Raw genomic sequence first — 17,178 nt, 5'->3', positions numbered from 1 at the left:
ACTACATGAAAGCTACATATCATGGACATTCAGTTGTACACATTGAAACAAACGGATATCATATTTGGATTGACCCATTTTTAAATGGAAATAAGCACACAGAGATCAAACCGCAAGATGTGAAAGCGGATGTCATTTTACTGACACATGGACATGGAGATCACCTTGGTGACACCATTGAAATTGCTAAAAATAATGACGCTCTCGTCGTTGCGCCAAATGAGCTTGCCGTTTATTTAAGCTGGCAAGGGGTGAAAACGCACCCGCTTCATATCGGCGGCGGACGTGAGTTTGAATTTGGTAAAGTGAAGCTCACGCAAGCGTTTCATGGTTCAGCTGTCATTGATGAAGAGGCACAGACAATTACGTATACAGGGATGCCATCAGGTATTTTATTTACCGCAGAGGGTAAAACAATTTATCATGCAGGAGACACTGCACTCTTTTCAGATATGAAGCTGATCGGTGAACTGAATCATATTGAGCTCGCATTCCTTCCAATTGGTGATAACTTCACAATGGGACCAGAAGATGCAAGAATCGCAGCAGAATGGCTGCGGGCAAAACAGGTCGTTCCGATTCACTACAGCACATTCCCGCCAATTGAACAGGACCCGCATGCATTTGCAGACAGCCTGCATGGCGGCGTCGGTCATGTGTTAAACAGCGGGGAATCAATCGAAATTTAATCCTCATATGAAAAAAGCTGGCACACAAATGCCGGCTTTTTTTATTTGCCTTCATCTGCCGAAAGAAAAGACAAATTGCTATTAAAAGCCTCCTGCCCTTATAATGAAACATAGATGAAAACGCTGAAAACAAAAAGGGTGAACGGGATTGGCGACAAAGCATGAGCAAATTTTATCGTATATTGATTCATTAGATGTCGGAGAGAAAATTTCTGTCCGGCGCATAGCGAAAGAAATGAAAGTGAGTGAAGGTACCGCTTACCGGGCCATCAAAGATGCTGAAAATAAAGGATTCGTCAGTACCATTGAACGAGTCGGCACCATTCGAATTGAACAAAAGAAAAAAGAAAATATTGAAAAACTCACATATGCAGAAGTGGTCAATGTTATTGATGGTCAGGTCCTTGGAGGACGCGCTGGCTTACATAAAACGTTAAATAAATTTGTTATCGGAGCGATGGAGCTGGACGCAATGATGCGCTATACGGCTGCTGGCAACCTGCTCATCGTCGGAAACCGGATCAATGCCCATAGGCAGGCATTAGAGGCAGGGGCGGCTGTGCTGGTCACAGGCGGATTCTCAACAGATGATGAAATCATTCAGCTCGCAGATGAGCTGGAGCTGCCGATTTTATCAACAAGCTACGATACATTTACCGTAGCGGCTCTCATTAACAGAGCCATTTATGACCAATTAATTAAAAAAGAAATTGTGCTTGTAGAAGATATTTTAACGCCGATTGAACGCACCGTGTATTTATCACCAGAGGATAAGCTTGAAAAATGGTATGAAAAGAATTATGAAACTGGCCACGGCCGTTTCCCGGTCGCAGATGATCAAATGAAGATTCACGGAATCCTCACCTCAAAGGATATTGCGGGGCATGACCGCTCCACACCGATAGAAAAAGTGATGACGAAAAATCCGCTGACGGTCATTGGCAAAACATCTGTCGCTTCAGCTGCACAAATGATGGTGTGGGAAGGCATTGAGGTGCTGCCAGTTGTGGATGATCATGCGAAGCTGATCGGTATGATCAGCCGTCAGGATGTGCTCAAGGCGCTCCAAATGATTCAAAAGCAGCCGCAGGTCGGAGAAAAGCTGGATGATGTTGTCTCAAGAGGATTTAAAGAAGCCGATACAGAGAAACCAAAAGCGGATGCGGTTTATCAATACGAGGTTACCCCGCAAATGACGAACCAGCTTGGAAATATTTCATATGGGGTGTTCACACAAATTTTAATCGAATCTGCCAACCGCTTCTTAAAATCTCATAAAAAGGGCGAACTGATCGTCGAGAGTCTCTCTGTCTATTTCTTAAAGCCGGTCCAAATGGAATCCACCATCCAGATTAAGCCGAATATTTTAGAAGTAGGACGCAAGTTTGGAAAGCTGGAAGTGGAGGTTTATCACCAATCGAATATCGTAGGCAAAGCGATGCTGATGGTGCAGCTGATGGAAAGAGGATAATGATAAAAAGGGCGAACTCATGTCGCCCCTTTCCTTATTACGCGTGATCTTTTTCGCCTTCCTTTAAAAAGAGCGGAAGATAATGCTTGTAGGCTTTATACCCAGCCCACGTACTGCCGATACCAACAGCAACAAAAATAAATCCGATGACAAATGCGAGTGACGAGCGGTTTAAAAATAATTGATTCACACCGAAGAGCAGGACAAAGCAGCCAAGGGCCATACTGGATTTCGCCGACCAGAATTTTTTCTCGACTGGCCGGTTCGTACGGACATTTTTTGCTTTGTAGTATAAATAAAACATGGCAGAACAAATAATAAACACAATCAAAACAAGCATGTGCCAAGCCTCCATTGTAAGTGGTTACAACCCTATTTTAAACGTAAATAGGCTTGCTTACTAGAATAAATTGTCTATTCCTCACTTTTCCGTCACGATAGATTATGATTTAATAATAAAAAGAGTATCGCATGAGAAGGAGTTTTTATGAAAAAAGAACTGATTAGAACCATATCATTATATGACACCATCATCATCCATAGACATGTAAGACCAGATCCTGATGCGTATGGATCGCAGTGCGGCCTTACGGAAATCTTGCGTGCCACCTATCCAGAAAAAAATATTTATGCGACAGGAACGCCTGAGCCATCCCTTTCATTTTTATATGAACTCGATGAGGTACCAGATGACGTGTATAAAGGGGCCCTTGTCATTGTCTGTGATACGGCCAATCAAGCAAGAATCGATGATCAGCGCTATTTAATGGGCGATAAGCTGATGAAAATCGACCATCACCCGAATGAAGATCCTTATGGTGATTTGCTTTGGGTGGATACAGAGGCAAGCTCTGTGAGCGAGATGATTTATGAATTGTACTTAGAGGGGAAAGAAGAAGGATATCAGCTGAATACAAAGGCAGCTGAATTGATCTATGCCGGCATTGTAGGAGACACAGGCCGCTTCCTTTTCCCAAACACAACGAAAAAGACACTCAAATATGCAGGGGAGCTTATCGAATATCCATTTTCATCTTCAGATCTTTTCAATCAATTGTATGAGACAGATTTGAATGTCGTGAAATTAAATGGCTATATTTTTCAACATATTTCTTTGTCAGAGAACGGGGTTGCATCTGTTTTCATTAAGCGTGAAATTTTGGAATCGTTCCAAACAACAGCGCAGCAGGCCTCACAGCTTGTTGGGACACTAGGGAATATTGCAGGCATTAAGGCATGGGTCTTTTTTGTGGAAGAAAACGATCAGATTCGTGTGAGATTCCGCTCTAAAGGCGTCGTCATTAACACCATTGCGAAAAAATATCATGGAGGCGGCCACCCGCTTGCAGCCGGTGCGTCCATTTATGATTGGGCAGTAGCAGATGAGATTTTGCGTGATTTAGAAGAAGTATGTAAATCATCATCATAAGAGAGGAGGGATGTGAAGTCCCTTCTCTCTTTTTTTGTCATGGAGAAAAGGGTTACTTGCATACAGGGATAAACCAGCAGCCGATGTCTGTTGAATCTTCATAGGCTTGGAGATTTTGATGCTTTAATTCTTTTTTAATTAAATGAGCCATCATTTCTGTCTCAGCATAAGCACACATGCCGTCTTTGATCCGGCTTGCTTTGTCTCGTGCCATTTGACGATAGCTGTAAACCTCCATTGTCCTCACCTCTTTCTATTTAAGATCTCGTTCTACTTTTAGTGTATAAAAATGAAGCGTGAAAAGCGATCATTGAGGGCAGAAATTCATAAAAATTCCACAACCTCTTTATTCAGCAAATGAAATACGTACTTCAAGCGAAAGCTTCGTATAAATTGTCAGCTCTGTCACTTTGGCGCGATATGCCTTTTCCCGAATGGTATATTCTTTATTTTCTACTGTCCGTTTTAGTAATTCCTTTGTTTTATAGACACTTTCAATATCCTTTGTAATGACTTCTGAGATATCCTCCTTGACCTGATCTTCAAACTTTAGCGTATCTGGCTCTGGGATTTTATATTGCTCACGATTCACGAGATGAACATCTACGCTTTGGATCAGCAGCCGCTTCTTATTATCCTCATTTAACTTATGCAAATCTTCCCGATAGAGTGTGATTTGTTCTTTTAGACTGTCCATATGATGCTGCTGGCTTCTCAGCAGTGTTACTTGCTTTTCCTGAAAGGTTCCGTATGTAAAGAGAAAAATAAGCCAGCTTACAATCGCACCAAACATCATTCCTGCAAAAAAACGCTGCCAGCCTGGGCGTTTATACAGCTCCGGCACCCTCATGATGACACATGCTCCTGGGTAAGCCACGTAATAATGAGATACCCCGTTTGTGCACCGCCCATGGCAGAGATAATTAATAAAATCTGCTTGAAAATATCACGTGTGTTTCCTTCGAAAATGCCTCGTTCAAAGCTATAAACAGCATCAAATGTTCCGCCGATAGCGGCGACAAGCGCCCAAATCTTTAAACGGTTGGCAAGACTAGTAATAATGGATAAAGGCGGCTGACCAGATAAATAAGCACCAACACCGCCTATGATAGCACCACCCAAGATGACCCCTAGGGCGATAAAATAACAGCTGATAAAATTCGGAATAAAAGCTTCCTTCACATCCATTTTGTCCACCTCACTCTATTCAATATATGGCGTGTGCTGGACAAGTATGAACGGACAGAAAAGAAAGAACATTTGTTTCTCACCGCATCGCGTTTTATAATGAAAGAATGACTTTAGACGAAAGGAGTGGATTAAGCATGTCTTATGTTCATCTTCAGGTCCACAGTGGATACAGCTTGTTAAGCAGTGCAGCTAAAGTAAAGGAGCTTGTGCTGAAAGCAAAAGAACTTGGCTGCAAGGCGCTCGCTCTTACCGATGACCATGTGATGTATGGCACGGTTGAATTTTATAAGGAATGTAAAAAACATGGCATCAAGCCGGTTATCGGTTTAACAGCTTCTGTCTTCATAGATGAACAAGAGACAGAGGCTTATCCCTTGGTACTCCTTGCAAAAAACAATGAAGGCTATCAAAACCTAATCAAAATCAGCAGTGTGCTGAAATCAAAATCAAAAGCCGGACTGAAAGAAAAATGGCTTAAAAGCTATCACCGCGGGCTCATTGCCATCACACCAGGCGCATCTGGGTATATTGAAACGCTTTTGCAGCATGATCAGTTAGAAGAAGCGCGTGAAGCTGCCAACCAATTGAAGCATATATTTGGCGAGGGACATGTGTATATCGCACTTCAGCCATTTCAGCAGGACGAATCGCTCGCCGCCAAACTGCGGGACGTTTCACAAAGTACAGACATTCCTCTTGTTGCGACGGGTGATGTTCACTATATCAATCGAGAAGACAAAATGGCTTATACGTGCTTAAAAGCGATTAAAGCAGGTAAGCAGCTTTCAGAGATAGAGGAAGACCGAGGAGAAAAGCATTTCAGATCCTTTGAAGAAATGTTGGAATGGTATAAAGATGATCGAGAGCTGCTGACAAGAACGGTGGAGATTGCAAACCGCTGTGAAGTTGATTTAAATCTTGGGCAGACAAAACTCCCATCTTACCCGACTCCTGATCAATCAACAGCAGATCAGTTTTTACGCAGAGTGTGCGCAGAAGGGATGAAGCAAAGAAAGCTTGCTTCAAATGACATGTATGTCAAAAGGCTTGAATATGAGCTGAGCATTATCCAAAAAATGAATTTCAGTGATTATTTTCTCATTGTGTGGGATTTTATGAAGTATGCGCATGACAAAGGGATTGTCACAGGCCCTGGACGGGGATCAGCAGCGGGTTCACTTGTTGCATATGTTCTGTTTATTACAGATGTCGATCCGCTCCGTCACGGTCTTTTATTTGAGCGCTTCTTAAATCCAGAGCGGATCAGCATGCCAGATATTGATATTGATTTCCCCGACACGAGAAGAGATGAAATCATTTCTTATGTAAAAGACAAATACGGAGATATGCATGTGGCGCAAATTGTCACGTTTGGAACACTTGCAGCAAAAGCTGCTTTAAGGGATGTTGGTCGTGTGATGGGAATTGATTCAAAGGCAGCGGACCGTCTTGCCAAGCTGATTCCATCGAAGCCAGGAACGACGCTGAAAGAAGCGGTGACTGCATCTTCTGAATTAAAAGCGATGCTTCAGCAATCCGATGAGCTTCGAAAGGTCTTCCAAACTGCTTTAAAAGTAGAAGGCTTACCGAGACACACCTCGACACATGCAGCTGGCGTTGTGCTGAGCGAGGAGCCGCTGACAGAGGTCGTTCCAATTCAAGACGGCCATGAAGGTGTGTATTTAACGCAGTATGCCATGAATTATTTAGAAGATCTTGGACTTTTAAAGATGGATTTCTTAGGGCTCAGAAACTTAACATTAATTGAATCCATTAAAAACCAGATTGAAAGACAGGAAAACGTCCACATTAACTTTAGTGACATATCATATGAGGATCAGAAAACGTTTGAATTGTTATCTGCGGGAGATACAACTGGAATATTCCAGCTTGAATCACAGGGGATGCGTCAGGTGCTGAGGCGCCTAAAGCCGTCTAGTTTAGAAGACATCGTGGCGGTCAATGCTCTCTATCGTCCAGGTCCAATGGAAAATATCCCGCTTTTTATCGACCGAAAGCATGGCAGAGTCAAGGTCTCCTATCCTCATCCTGATTTGTATGACATATTAAAGGATACATATGGGGTCATCGTCTATCAGGAGCAAATCATGCTGATTGCAGCAAAGATGGCTGGTTTTCAGCTGGGAGAGGCAGATCTATTAAGAAGAGCTGTTTCAAAGAAGGATAAAAAGGTCCTTGATGAAGAGCGAAGCCATTTTGTTGAAGGATGCCTAAAAAAGGAGTATCCTGTTAACATTGCAAATGACGTTTATGACTTAATCGTCAAATTTGCAAACTATGGTTTTAATAGAAGCCATGCTGTTGCATATAGCATGATTGGCTTTCAGCTTGCTTATTTAAAAGCGCATTATCCGTTATATTTTATGTGCGGTCTTTTAACGAGTGTAATTGGAAATGAAGACAAAATTGCTCAATATTTCTATGAGGCGAAGGAAAAAGGGATATCAGTGTTGAAGCCTTCTATTAATAAGAGTGAGTTTCCATTTACGGTTGAAAAAGGGGAGATCCGCTACAGCTTAAGAGCGATCAAAAATGTCGGAGTGTCAGCTGTAAAGGATATATACAGAGCAAGACAGGAAAAGCCGTTTGAAGATTTATTTGATTTTTGCGCAAGAGTATCACCAAAGAGTGTCAACCGAAAAACGATTGAAGCGCTCATTTTTTCAGGGGCGATGGATGAGTTTTATCCCAATCGTGCTTCGTTATTAGCATCGATAGATATCGCGTTAGACCACGTGTCATTTTTAAATCCAGAGGATCAGCTGGACTTTCTTGGGGATACAACCTTCTCCATTAAGCCAAAATATGCGGAGATAGAAGAAATGCCGCTTGTTGATCTCCTGCAATTTGAAAAAGAGGCACTCGGGTTATATTTATCAAATCATCCAGTACAAGCGTACCGAGACCGCTTAAGAGAGAATGGTGCAGTGGAAATCATCAGACTTTCTTCCTGTATTAAGCGTAAAATCTCAATGGGTGGTCTTTTGACAAAAGTGAAATCGATTCGGACAAAAAATGGACAATCGATGGCATTTGTTACATTTGGGGATGAAACGGGAGAAATGGAAGGCGTCGTCTTTCCAGAGCAATTTAGAAAGCTGTCCCCCTTACTTGAGGAGGGCAACATGCTTTATGTTGAAGGCAGAGTAGAGGTCAGAAATGACAGCAGTCAAATCATCGTGCAAGAAGCTGCTTTGCTGGAAGAGATGGATGCAAAAAGAAAAGAGTCTGTCTACATTCGTGTGAAAGAAGAGAATCATACGCAGGAGCTGCTAGAGCAAGTAAAACGAATCCTTTCGATGCACAGCGGAGAAGCAGATGTCTATTTGTATTATGAGAAGCAAAAAAAGACGATGAGACTTCCAGATGCATACAAAGTTCATGCAGATCATGCTGTGATTTTCCAGTTAAAAGAGCTGCTCGGTGAACAAAACGTTGTGATTAAATGATGACAAATCGCCTGAATATGTTTTACAAATTCACCTATTGTGTTATCATTTTAAAGATTCTGTTTATTTAAAACTGCCAGTATGTGCTTATCAACTTAGCAAATCATTAAATCATTTTCCACTTGAAGGAGTGTTCATCACATGTCATTAAGAGAAGAAGCATTACATATGCACAAAGAGAATCAAGGCAAACTCGAATCAAAATCAAAAGTACAAGTGAAAAATGCGAAAGACTTGAGCTTGGCTTATTCACCTGGTGTTGCAGAACCATGTAAAGATATTTATGACGACACAAGCAAAGTGTATGATTATACAATGAAAGGCAATATGGTCGCTGTTGTCACAGACGGAAGCGCTGTTTTAGGACTTGGAAATATTGGTGCAGAAGCATCTCTTCCAGTAATGGAAGGGAAAGCTGTATTATTCAAAAGCTTTGCAGGCGTAGATGCCTTCCCAATCGCGCTTGCAACGAATGATGTAGACAAAATCGTTGAAACAGTGAAGCTCCTTGAGCCGACTTTTGGCGGTGTGAATCTTGAAGATATTGCAGCGCCTAACTGCTTTATCATCGAAGAGCGCTTGAAAAAAGAGACAAACATTCCAGTTTTCCACGATGATCAGCACGGAACAGCCATTGTGACAGTAGCAGGACTTGTGAATGCACTGAAGCTATCTGGAAAATCCATGTCTTCAATTAAAGTAGTGGCAAACGGCGCCGGAGCAGCAGGAATTGCGATTATCAAGCTTCTTTATCATTTCGGTGTACGTGATATCATTATGTGTGATACGAAAGGTGCTATTTACGAAGGCCGCCCGAACGGTATGAATGCAGTGAAAAACGAAGTAGCTAAATTCACGAACCAAGACCGCAAAGAAGGTTCATTAGAAGAGGTCATTGAAGGCGCAGACGTCTTTATCGGGGTTTCTGTAGCAGGCGCTTTAACAAAAGAAATGGTTGGAAAAATGGCAAAAGATCCTGTCATCTTTGCTATGGCTAATCCAAATCCAGAGATCATGCCAGAAGATGCACATGCAGCAGGAGCAAGTGTTGTAGGAACTGGCCGTTCTGACTTCCCGAACCAAGTGAACAACGTACTGGCATTCCCAGGAATTTTCCGCGGAGCATTAGATGTACGTGCAACTCACATTAACGAAGAAATGAAAATCGCAGCTGTTGAAGCAATTGCGTCTCTTGTTTCAGATGAAGAATTGTCAGCTGAATATGTTATCCCTGCACCATTTGATGCACGCGTAGCACCAGCGGTAGCAAAAGCGGTGGCAAAAGCAGCAATGGAAACTGGCGTTGCAAGAATCAAGGTCGACCCAGAAGCTGTCGCTGAAAAAACAAGAAAATTAACGATTATCGGCGAATAATCAACTGGAAAAGTGTGCACGTTCTTTCTGAAACTGGAGAAAAACGTGCACCATTTCCTCTCTTACGCGAAAATTTTTTCATCCGGAATGAGATTTTTTTGTAGACGTTCACAATTCAAACATATCAACTGCTCAGCGCCCCAAACACATACTCATTTCTCATCAATTCCCCACTGAAAAAATTGAATGAAGGATGACAGCGTTTGACAAAAAAAGTACAATAGTTTCGGTACAGTTATGACATGTCCTATAATAGTGGATGTGCGTGTAAAGAAAAAACCCTTCAAAAAGGGAGGTAGTCATTTGTCAATCAAGAATATTTTCAGTAAAAAGAAAAAATATGCATCTGTACCCTCTGAACAGGCAAGTCAAGATGTGCCTGAAGGCATCATGACCAAATGTCCGCAATGTAAAAAAATAATGCTCACCAAAGAACTAGATAAAAATTTACGTGTTTGTATGAATTGCGGCAGACATTTGCAAATGAATGCAAAACAGCGTATTGAAAGCCTTGTAGATGAAGGCACATTTGAAGAATTTAACGGGCACCTCATTTCATCAAACCCGCTCGGTTTCCCAGGCTACGAAGAAAAGCTTGAGAAAGACAGAGAAAAAACATCTTTGAATGAAGCCATTGTCACTGGTAAAGGTGAAATTGAAGGCCAAAGTGCTGTGATTGCTGTCATGGATGCCACGTTCCGTATGGGCAGCATGGGATCCGTTGTTGGTGAAAAGATCACGCTGGCGATCGAGAAAGCAAAAGCGGACAAGGTGCCATTTATTATCTTTACTGCTTCTGGCGGAGCGAGAATGCAAGAGGGAATTCTTAGTCTCATGCAGATGGCAAAAACAAGTTCAGCATTAAAACTGTTCAGCGAGGATCAAGGTTTGATTATCTCTGTGATGACGAACCCAACAACTGGCGGTGTATCAGCTAGTTTTGCGTCTCTCGGTGATTACAATTTTGCAGAACCTGGTGCTTTAATTGGTTTTGCAGGCCGCAGAATCATTGAACAAACGATTCGTGAAGACCTGCCAGAGGACTTCCAGACGGCTGAATTTTTAATGAAGCATGGACAGCTTGATGCTGTGATCCATCGTGCAGAAATGAAAGAAACACTAGGCCGAATCTTAGCACTACACAGCACAGGAGGTGAACGAGAGTGGCTGGAGAACTAGAATTTGAAAAACCTGTCATTGAACTTCGAGCGAAAATTGATGAACTGAAAAAGTTCACACAAAACTCAGAAATGGATTTAAGTGCAGAAATTGAGCGCCTTGAAACACGTCTGAGCAAGCTTGAAGCAGACATTTATACAAATTTAAAGCCGTGGGACAGAGTGCAGATTGCTCGTCATGCGATGCGCCCAACAACTCTCGATTACATTCAAGAGCTGTTTGACAACTTTTTCGAATGTCACGGTGACCGTTTTTATGGTGATGATGAAGCGATCGTTGGAGGAATTGCCACGTTTAAAGGGCTTCCTGTCACGGTTATTGGCCATCAGCGCGGTAAAGATACAAAAGAAAACTTGCGCCGTAATTTCGGAATGCCTCATCCAGAAGGCTACCGTAAAGCGCTGCGCTTGATGAAACAAGCAGATAAATTTAATCGCCCGATCATTTGCTTTATTGATACAAAAGGAGCTTATCCTGGTAAAGCAGCTGAAGAGCGCGGACAAAGTGAAGCAATTGCGAAAAACCTATTCGAAATGGCAGGACTTCGTGTACCGGTTGTCTGTATTGTCATTGGAGAAGGCGGAAGCGGCGGCGCACTAGGCTTAGGCGTAGGAAACCACCTATTCATGCTAGAAAACTCAACATATTCAGTGATTTCACCTGAAGGTGCAGCAGCACTGCTCTGGAAGGACTCATCACTTGCGAAAAAAGCTGCAGAATCAATGAAAATTACCGCTCCAGACCTAAAAGAATTAGATATTATAGATGATGTTATTAAAGAAGTGCAAGGTGGAGCACATCGAGACGTGAAACAACAAGCAGCTTACATGGAAAAAACATTAAAACAGTCACTTACATCTTTGCTCAAACTAACGCCTGAAGAACTAGTCGAACAAAGATATGAAAAATACAAAGCAATCGGGAAAGTCTCGATTGAAAATCAATATATTGGGGTAAACTAAATAAACGTACAGCCTTTTTGGCTGGCGTTTATTTTTTTCATCTTTTTTCATGAAAACCGTCTTCATGTAAGCGCTATTTGAAAATAATTTTCTTTTGTTTTCATAAAATTTGAAACGTCTGAAAACCTTGATATGACAAGGTTTATAGCACTTGCCTTTACAGATTTCAGAGAGATTTGCTTTCATGACGTTCTTAACTTTTGTTTAAAAACGGTTTATTTAATTGTATAATAAGTACGGTTTTAGAAATTCGTATTGAAAACATCCAAATTTGCTCATGATTGTTTTCAAGCAGTGGAAATGGTATGTTTAATTCATATATGGTCTCTGAGGTGAAAAAGATGAAGCGTATAGGAGTTTTAACAAGCGGTGGGGATTCCCCAGGAATGAATGCAGCTGTGCGCGCAGTTGTAAGGAAAGCAATTTACCATAATGTTGAAGTTTACGGTATTTATAATGGATACTCAGGTCTAATTAACGGTAAAATTGAGAAACTCGAAATAGGTTCAGTAGGCGATATCATTCATCGTGGAGGAACAAAACTTTACACGGCAAGATGTCCTGAATTCAAGACAGTTGAAGGTCGTGAAAAGGGAATCGAAAACTTAAAAAAATTCGGTATTGAAGGACTTGTAGTCATTGGTGGAGACGGGTCATTTATGGGAGCAAAGAAATTAACAGAGCTCGGTTTTCCATGTGTAGGTGTTCCAGGCACGATTGACAACGATATTCCAGGTACTGATTTCACTATTGGCTTTGATACAGCACTGAATACTGTCATTGATGCCATTGATAAAATTCGTGATACAGCCACATCTCATGAACGTACATACGTAGTGGAAGTAATGGGAAGACATGCTGGTGATATTGCTCTTTGGTCAGGTCTTGCGGGCGGAGCCGAATCTATTTTGATTCCTGAAGCAGACTATGACATGGACGAAATTATTGCTAGGTTAAGAAGAGGTCACGAACGCGGCAAGAAGCATAGTATCATCATCGTTGCAGAAGGCGTAGGCAGCGGTGTTGAATTTGGTAAGCGGATTGAAGAGGAGACAAGCCTTGAAACACGTGTATCTGTCTTAGGGCATATTCAGCGCGGAGGTTCTCCGAGTGCGTTTGACCGTGTACTGGCAAGCCGTTTAGGAGCATATGCAGTCGAGCTTCTTCTTGAAGGACAAGGCGGACGCTGTGTAGGCATTCAAAGCAATGAACTCGTTCATCACGATATTTTAGAAATCTTAGATAAAAAACATACAGTCGATAAAAATATGTACCGACTTTCACAAGAGCTCTCTATATAAAACGAGAAGACCTTAGGAGGAACAGTAATGAGAAAGACAAAAATCGTTTGTACAATCGGTCCAGCAAGTGAAAGCATTGAAAAGCTGACTGAATTGATTGAAGCAGGAATGAATGTAGCCAGACTAAACTTCTCCCATGGAGATTTTGAAGAGCATGGTGCACGCATTGAAAACATACGTAAAGCAGGTAAAACATTAGGCAAGGACATTGCGATCCTTCTAGATACAAAAGGTCCAGAGATCCGTACACGTACAGTTGAAAACGGCTCAATTGAGCTAGTCGCTGGTGCTGATCTTATCGTGAGTATGGAAGACATTGTTGGAAATACGGAAAAAATTAGTGTGACATACGAAGATTTAATTCATGATGTAGAAGTAGGTTCAACGATTCTATTAGATGATGGTCTGATTGGTTTAGAAGTAAAAGAAATTAACAAGGACCGCAAAGAAATCGTCACTAAAGTCATGAATACAGGCACGCTCAAAAACAAAAAAGGCGTCAACATCCCTGGCGTCAGTGTGAACCTGCCAGGTATTACAGAAAAGGATGCCAATGATATTCTGTTTGGAATTGAACAAGGCGTCGATTTCATCGCAGCTTCTTTTGTGAGACGAGCTTCTGATGTTCTTGAAATTCGTGAGCTTCTTGAAAAGAACAATGCGACTGATATTCAAATCATCCCTAAGATTGAAAACCAAGAGGGTGTTGATAACATCGACGAGATCCTTGAGGTATCTGACGGTTTAATGGTTGCGCGTGGAGATCTTGGTGTAGAGATCCCGGCAGAAGAAGTACCGCTTGTTCAAAAAATGCTGATCAAAAAATGCAATCGTTTAGGCAAGCCTGTCATCACAGCGACTCAAATGCTGGACAGCATGCAGCGTAACCCTCGTCCAACTCGTGCGGAAGCAAGTGACGTGGCAAATGCTATTTTTGACGGTACAGATGCGATTATGCTTTCTGGTGAAACAGCAGCAGGAACATATCCAGTAGAAGCCGTACAAACAATGCATAACATTGCATCACGTTCAGAAGAAGCACTAAATTATAAAGCCATTCTTTCTCGCAGAAGCGAAGAAGTAGAAGTCAGTATTACAGACGCGATCGGTCAATCTGTTGCACATACAGCAATGAAGCTTGATGTAGCAGCGATTGTGACACCGACGGAAAGCGGACATACAGCAAGAATGATTTCAAAATATAGACCAAAAGCACCAATCGTAGCAGTTACTGCAAACGAATCAGTTGCGAGAAAGCTATCTCTTGTATTCGGTGTATTTGCAAAGAGCGGCTCAAAAACGACGTCTACTGATGAAATGCTTGAGAATGCAGTAGAGAAGTCTATTGAAACAGGCTATGTAAGACACGGCGATTTAATTGTGATTACAGCCGGTGTGCCAGTTGGTGAAACAGGTACGACGAACTTAATGAAAGTATATGTTGTCGGTGACATTATTGCGAAAGGTCAAGGGATTGGCCGTAAATCTGCATTTGGACCGGTTGTCATTGCACAAAGCGGAAAAGAAGCAGAAGAAAAAATGTACGATGGTGCGATCCTAGTTGCAAACTGCACAGATCGTGATATGATGGGAGCTTTAGAAAAAGCATCTGCCCTTATCACAGAAGAAGGCGGTTTAACAAGCCATGCAGCAGTTGTTGGACTAAGCCTCGGCATTCCAGTGATTGTTGGTCTTGACAGCGCCACGACACTTTTAAAAGAAGGCGAAGAGATTACAGTAGATCCAGCACGCGGAGCGATCTACAAAGGCCGTGCGAGCGTCCTTTAAATCATCCAAGAGGGGAGTTGTCTGACTCCTCTCTTTTTTTATGTTACACTAAAAAAAGTAAACAGCTTTCGATGAAAGATACCCCATGAGGTGATATGGTTGAAGAAATATTTTCTACTATTATTAATTCTGTTCCCTGCGGTGGAAATTAGTTTATTTTTAATCTCAAGTAAAATTATTGGCATTTTGCCAACGATGCTGCTCATCGTGCTGACAAGTGCCTTAGGTGCTTATTTTGCAAGAAAACAAGGTATAGAAGCCTTCCAAAAAGTGCAGCGAGATTTGCAATATGGAAAGATGCCAGGGGGAGCGATTGTCGATGGTTTTTGCATTCTAATCGGCGGTCTGCTGCTGCTCATACCAGGCTTCTTATCGGATCTCATTGGGGCTTTGCTGCTCATTCCGGTGACGAGAAAGGGAATCAAGCCGCTCTTTGAACGCTGGCTTAGAAACATGTCTAATCGTAACCGCTACACGATCATTCGTTAAAGAGACCTTCAGGCTGAAGGTCTCTTTTATTTTTGCATGCCATACCGAATGTACTCATAAATATCTCTGAAAACTCCTGCATTACGGAACGCCTGCCACACGACAAGTGAGGCAGGGCCAATCACAAGTCCTAAGAAACCAAACCATTTTAACCCGACAAATAGCGCTACAAGCGTTGCTAAAGGATTAAGTCCGATGGATTTGCTTAAGACTTTTGGCTCTGATATTTGTCTTTGAATGAGGACGACAATATACAAAATGCCCAGTCCAATGGCGAGGGAAAGATTTCCTGTCATAGCAGAATAAATGATCCACGGTAGAAAAACAGTACCGCTCCCGATATATGGAAGTAAATCGACGAGCCCAATACATAAAGCAATCACAAGGGCGTGCTCAACTTTTAAAATGATGAGTCCAATCAATACAATACCAATCGTCATGGCCACAAGCAGGAGCTGGGCTTTCATAAAGCCAGTAATGGCTTTTTTGATTTCAGATAAAATGGCGCGTGTATGCTGCATCCATTTTGCGGGAAAGATACGTGAGCCATATGTTTTTAACGTAAACCAATCCTTCGTGATAAAAAAAGTTGCGAGAGCAGAAAATAACAGAGTGGCTGCTGCATCAGGCAAAAGACCTAAAAACGCTGGAATAAGCTCGAGTGTTTTCGAAAGAAAAGTCCCGATTTTTGCGGCCGCTTCATCACCGAGTGCTTGAATTTGTCCCAAAATCGATTCCTTTTGACCTGCTTGAAGCGTATTAAATTGGGCCGTCATATCATGATATAAAGGCAGAATCTTGTCTGTGAAAAATTGCTCTACAATACCAATCATTTGATCAAGATGGCCAGGCAGCACTTTTGCCAAATAAGCACTTCCTGAAATGATTTCCGCAACTAAAAGCGTCATTAAGCCGGCAGCTGCAACTAAAAAGAGCAAGAGCACAATGACCACAACAAATCCTCTCGGCATTCCGGTGATCTCTTCGATTTTGCATACGGCAGGATGAATTAAACAAGACACAATAAGGGCGATCCAAAAAGGATATAAAAACGGAAAAGACTGATATAAAAAGACAACCGCAAAAACAGCAATGCTGATCATCATCAAACTTCGCAGAAAAATGGCCACATAGGCGTGATTCACACAATCCCCTCCAAAAAACAAGCATGTCCGATACTTCATTTTATTCAAAAAGATTAGTAATATGAAAAGGTCGCAATAAAAAGAAAGAAAGGAGCGGCGTATGTTTACTCAAGCAAATTTATTTTTGGTACTTTTACTCGTTATTGCACTTATTGCAAAAAACAATTCGTTAATTGTAGCGGTCTCTGTGCTGATCGCGATTAAGCTGATTGGCCTGGATCAAAAAATTTTCCCGGTTCTCCAATCTAAAGGCATTAATTGGGGAGTCACTGTCATTACCATTGCTGTGCTGGTCCCGATTGCAACAGGTGACATTGGATTTAAGCAGCTTGGAGAAGCGATGAAATCTTCCTATGCTTGGATAGCTCTTGGAGCGGGTATATTAGTAGCATTAATTGCAAAAAACGGGATTGTGCTACTCGAAAATGATCCGCATATTACGGCAGCGCTTGTGTTCGGCACCATTTTAGCAGTCAGCTTATTTAAAGGAGTGGCTGTTGGGCCGCTTATCGGGGCAGGAATTGCTTATTTGGCGATGCAGGCTGTGAAATTTTTCAGCGGGTGAAAAGAGAGTGGTTCCTGCCACTTTCTTTTTTAAATTTTTTCTTGCGTGAGCTTTTGCAAAAAAACATAATTAAATATATTAAAAGAAGCAAAATCCCTTTATTCCATGCCTGATATGGGAGACTA

At 41.9% G+C, this 17,178-nt stretch carries 16 protein-coding genes; 11 read left to right on the top strand and 5 right to left on the bottom strand.

Features of this window, described 5'->3' with window-relative positions; translation table 11 throughout:
• Nucleotides 1-5 precede the first annotated feature (5 nt).
• Together MHI23_RS13335 and MHI23_RS13330 are read left to right on the top strand one after the other, a co-directional pair.
• Complete coding sequence (locus MHI23_RS13335; RefSeq protein WP_044334924.1) at nt 6-689, top strand: metal-dependent hydrolase; 684 nt, start codon at nt 6-8, stop codon at nt 687-689.
• Nucleotides 690-837: 148 nt separating this feature from the next.
• Entirely contained in the window at nt 838-2,160 is a 1,323-nt protein-coding gene (locus MHI23_RS13330) for a CBS domain-containing protein (protein ID WP_024424801.1), read from the top strand.
• Nucleotides 2,161-2,197: 37 nt separating this feature from the next.
• On the opposite strand, the gene MHI23_RS13325 is transcribed toward MHI23_RS13330, so the two are convergent.
• The gene (locus tag MHI23_RS13325) at nt 2,198-2,500 is read right to left on the bottom strand and encodes a YtpI family protein (protein ID WP_003216665.1); all 303 of its coding nucleotides are present in this window, start codon (nt 2,498-2,500) and stop codon (nt 2,198-2,200) included.
• 147 nt (nt 2,501-2,647) lie between these two features.
• Here MHI23_RS13325 and MHI23_RS13320 point away from each other — a divergent pair, with 147 nt between their 5' ends.
• Nucleotides 2,648-3,589: a bifunctional oligoribonuclease/PAP phosphatase NrnA gene (locus tag MHI23_RS13320; RefSeq protein ID WP_024424800.1), complete on the top strand. Its 942-nt coding sequence runs from the start codon at nt 2,648-2,650 to the stop codon at nt 3,587-3,589.
• 52 nt (nt 3,590-3,641) lie between these two features.
• Here the strand turns inward: MHI23_RS13320 and MHI23_RS13315 are convergent, their stop codons facing one another.
• From MHI23_RS13315 to MHI23_RS13305, 3 genes are all read right to left on the bottom strand, one after another.
• Nucleotides 3,642-3,827 (bottom strand): hypothetical protein, encoded by a 186-nt coding sequence (locus MHI23_RS13315; RefSeq protein WP_003216400.1) that lies wholly within the window; start codon nt 3,825-3,827, stop codon nt 3,642-3,644.
• 108 nt (nt 3,828-3,935) lie between these two features.
• Nucleotides 3,936-4,439: a sporulation membrane protein YtrI gene (gene ytrI, locus MHI23_RS13310; protein ID WP_003216226.1), complete on the bottom strand. Its 504-nt coding sequence runs from the start codon at nt 4,437-4,439 to the stop codon at nt 3,936-3,938.
• Nucleotides 4,436-4,777 (bottom strand): YtrH family sporulation protein, encoded by a 342-nt coding sequence (locus MHI23_RS13305; RefSeq protein ID WP_024424798.1) that lies wholly within the window; start codon nt 4,775-4,777, stop codon nt 4,436-4,438. Before MHI23_RS13305 ends, ytrI begins: the two co-directional genes overlap by 4 nt.
• Nucleotides 4,778-4,914: 137 nt before the next feature.
• Here MHI23_RS13305 and dnaE point away from each other — a divergent pair, with 137 nt between their 5' ends.
• The 7 genes from dnaE to MHI23_RS13270 all read left to right on the top strand — a co-directional run bounded on the left by dnaE (nt 4,915) and on the right by MHI23_RS13270 (nt 15,343).
• Nucleotides 4,915-8,250, top strand: a complete 3,336-nt coding sequence (gene dnaE / locus MHI23_RS13300) for a DNA polymerase III subunit alpha (RefSeq protein ID WP_342492003.1) — start codon at nt 4,915-4,917, stop codon at nt 8,248-8,250.
• A 141-nt stretch (nt 8,251-8,391) separates the two neighbouring features.
• Nucleotides 8,392-9,624 (top strand): malic enzyme-like NAD(P)-binding protein, encoded by a 1,233-nt coding sequence (locus tag MHI23_RS13295; protein WP_025092260.1) that lies wholly within the window; start codon nt 8,392-8,394, stop codon nt 9,622-9,624.
• 303 nt (nt 9,625-9,927) lie between these two features.
• The gene (gene accD / locus MHI23_RS13290; RefSeq protein WP_024424796.1) at nt 9,928-10,803 is read left to right on the top strand and encodes an acetyl-CoA carboxylase, carboxyltransferase subunit beta; all 876 of its coding nucleotides are present in this window, start codon (nt 9,928-9,930) and stop codon (nt 10,801-10,803) included.
• Entirely contained in the window at nt 10,788-11,765 is a 978-nt protein-coding gene (gene accA, locus MHI23_RS13285; protein WP_024424795.1) for an acetyl-CoA carboxylase carboxyl transferase subunit alpha, read from the top strand. The genes accD and accA overlap by 16 nt, the downstream gene beginning before the upstream one ends.
• A gap of 341 nt (nt 11,766-12,106) precedes the next feature.
• Nucleotides 12,107-13,066: a 6-phosphofructokinase gene (pfkA, locus tag MHI23_RS13280; protein ID WP_024424794.1), complete on the top strand. Its 960-nt coding sequence runs from the start codon at nt 12,107-12,109 to the stop codon at nt 13,064-13,066.
• Between the two features lie 27 nt (nt 13,067-13,093).
• Nucleotides 13,094-14,854, top strand: a complete 1,761-nt coding sequence (gene pyk / locus MHI23_RS13275) for a pyruvate kinase (protein ID WP_024426143.1) — start codon at nt 13,094-13,096, stop codon at nt 14,852-14,854.
• Nucleotides 14,855-14,953: 99 nt separating this feature from the next.
• On the top strand, nt 14,954-15,343 hold the full coding sequence (locus MHI23_RS13270) for an FxsA family protein (RefSeq protein WP_024424793.1): 390 nt from the start codon (nt 14,954-14,956) through the stop codon (nt 15,341-15,343).
• A 26-nt stretch (nt 15,344-15,369) separates the two neighbouring features.
• On the opposite strand, the gene ytvI is transcribed toward MHI23_RS13270, so the two are convergent.
• The gene (gene ytvI, locus MHI23_RS13265; RefSeq protein WP_024424792.1) at nt 15,370-16,488 is read right to left on the bottom strand and encodes a sporulation integral membrane protein YtvI; all 1,119 of its coding nucleotides are present in this window, start codon (nt 16,486-16,488) and stop codon (nt 15,370-15,372) included.
• Nucleotides 16,489-16,588: 100 nt separating this feature from the next.
• On the opposite strand from ytvI, the gene MHI23_RS13260 reads away from it, so the two are divergent.
• A complete protein-coding gene (locus MHI23_RS13260) occupies nt 16,589-17,053 on the top strand; it encodes a DUF441 domain-containing protein (RefSeq protein WP_024424791.1) in 465 nt (154 codons plus the stop codon).
• The last annotated feature ends 125 nt before the right edge of the window (nt 17,054-17,178 follow it).

The organism is Bacillus sp. FSL M7-0003, assembly GCF_038628485.1.
Taxonomy (GTDB): Bacteria; Bacillota; Bacilli; order Bacillales; family Bacillaceae; genus Bacillus; species Bacillus safensis.
The sequence above is the reverse complement of the archived record's forward strand: the minus strand, read 5'-3'. Positions and strand labels throughout refer to the sequence as shown.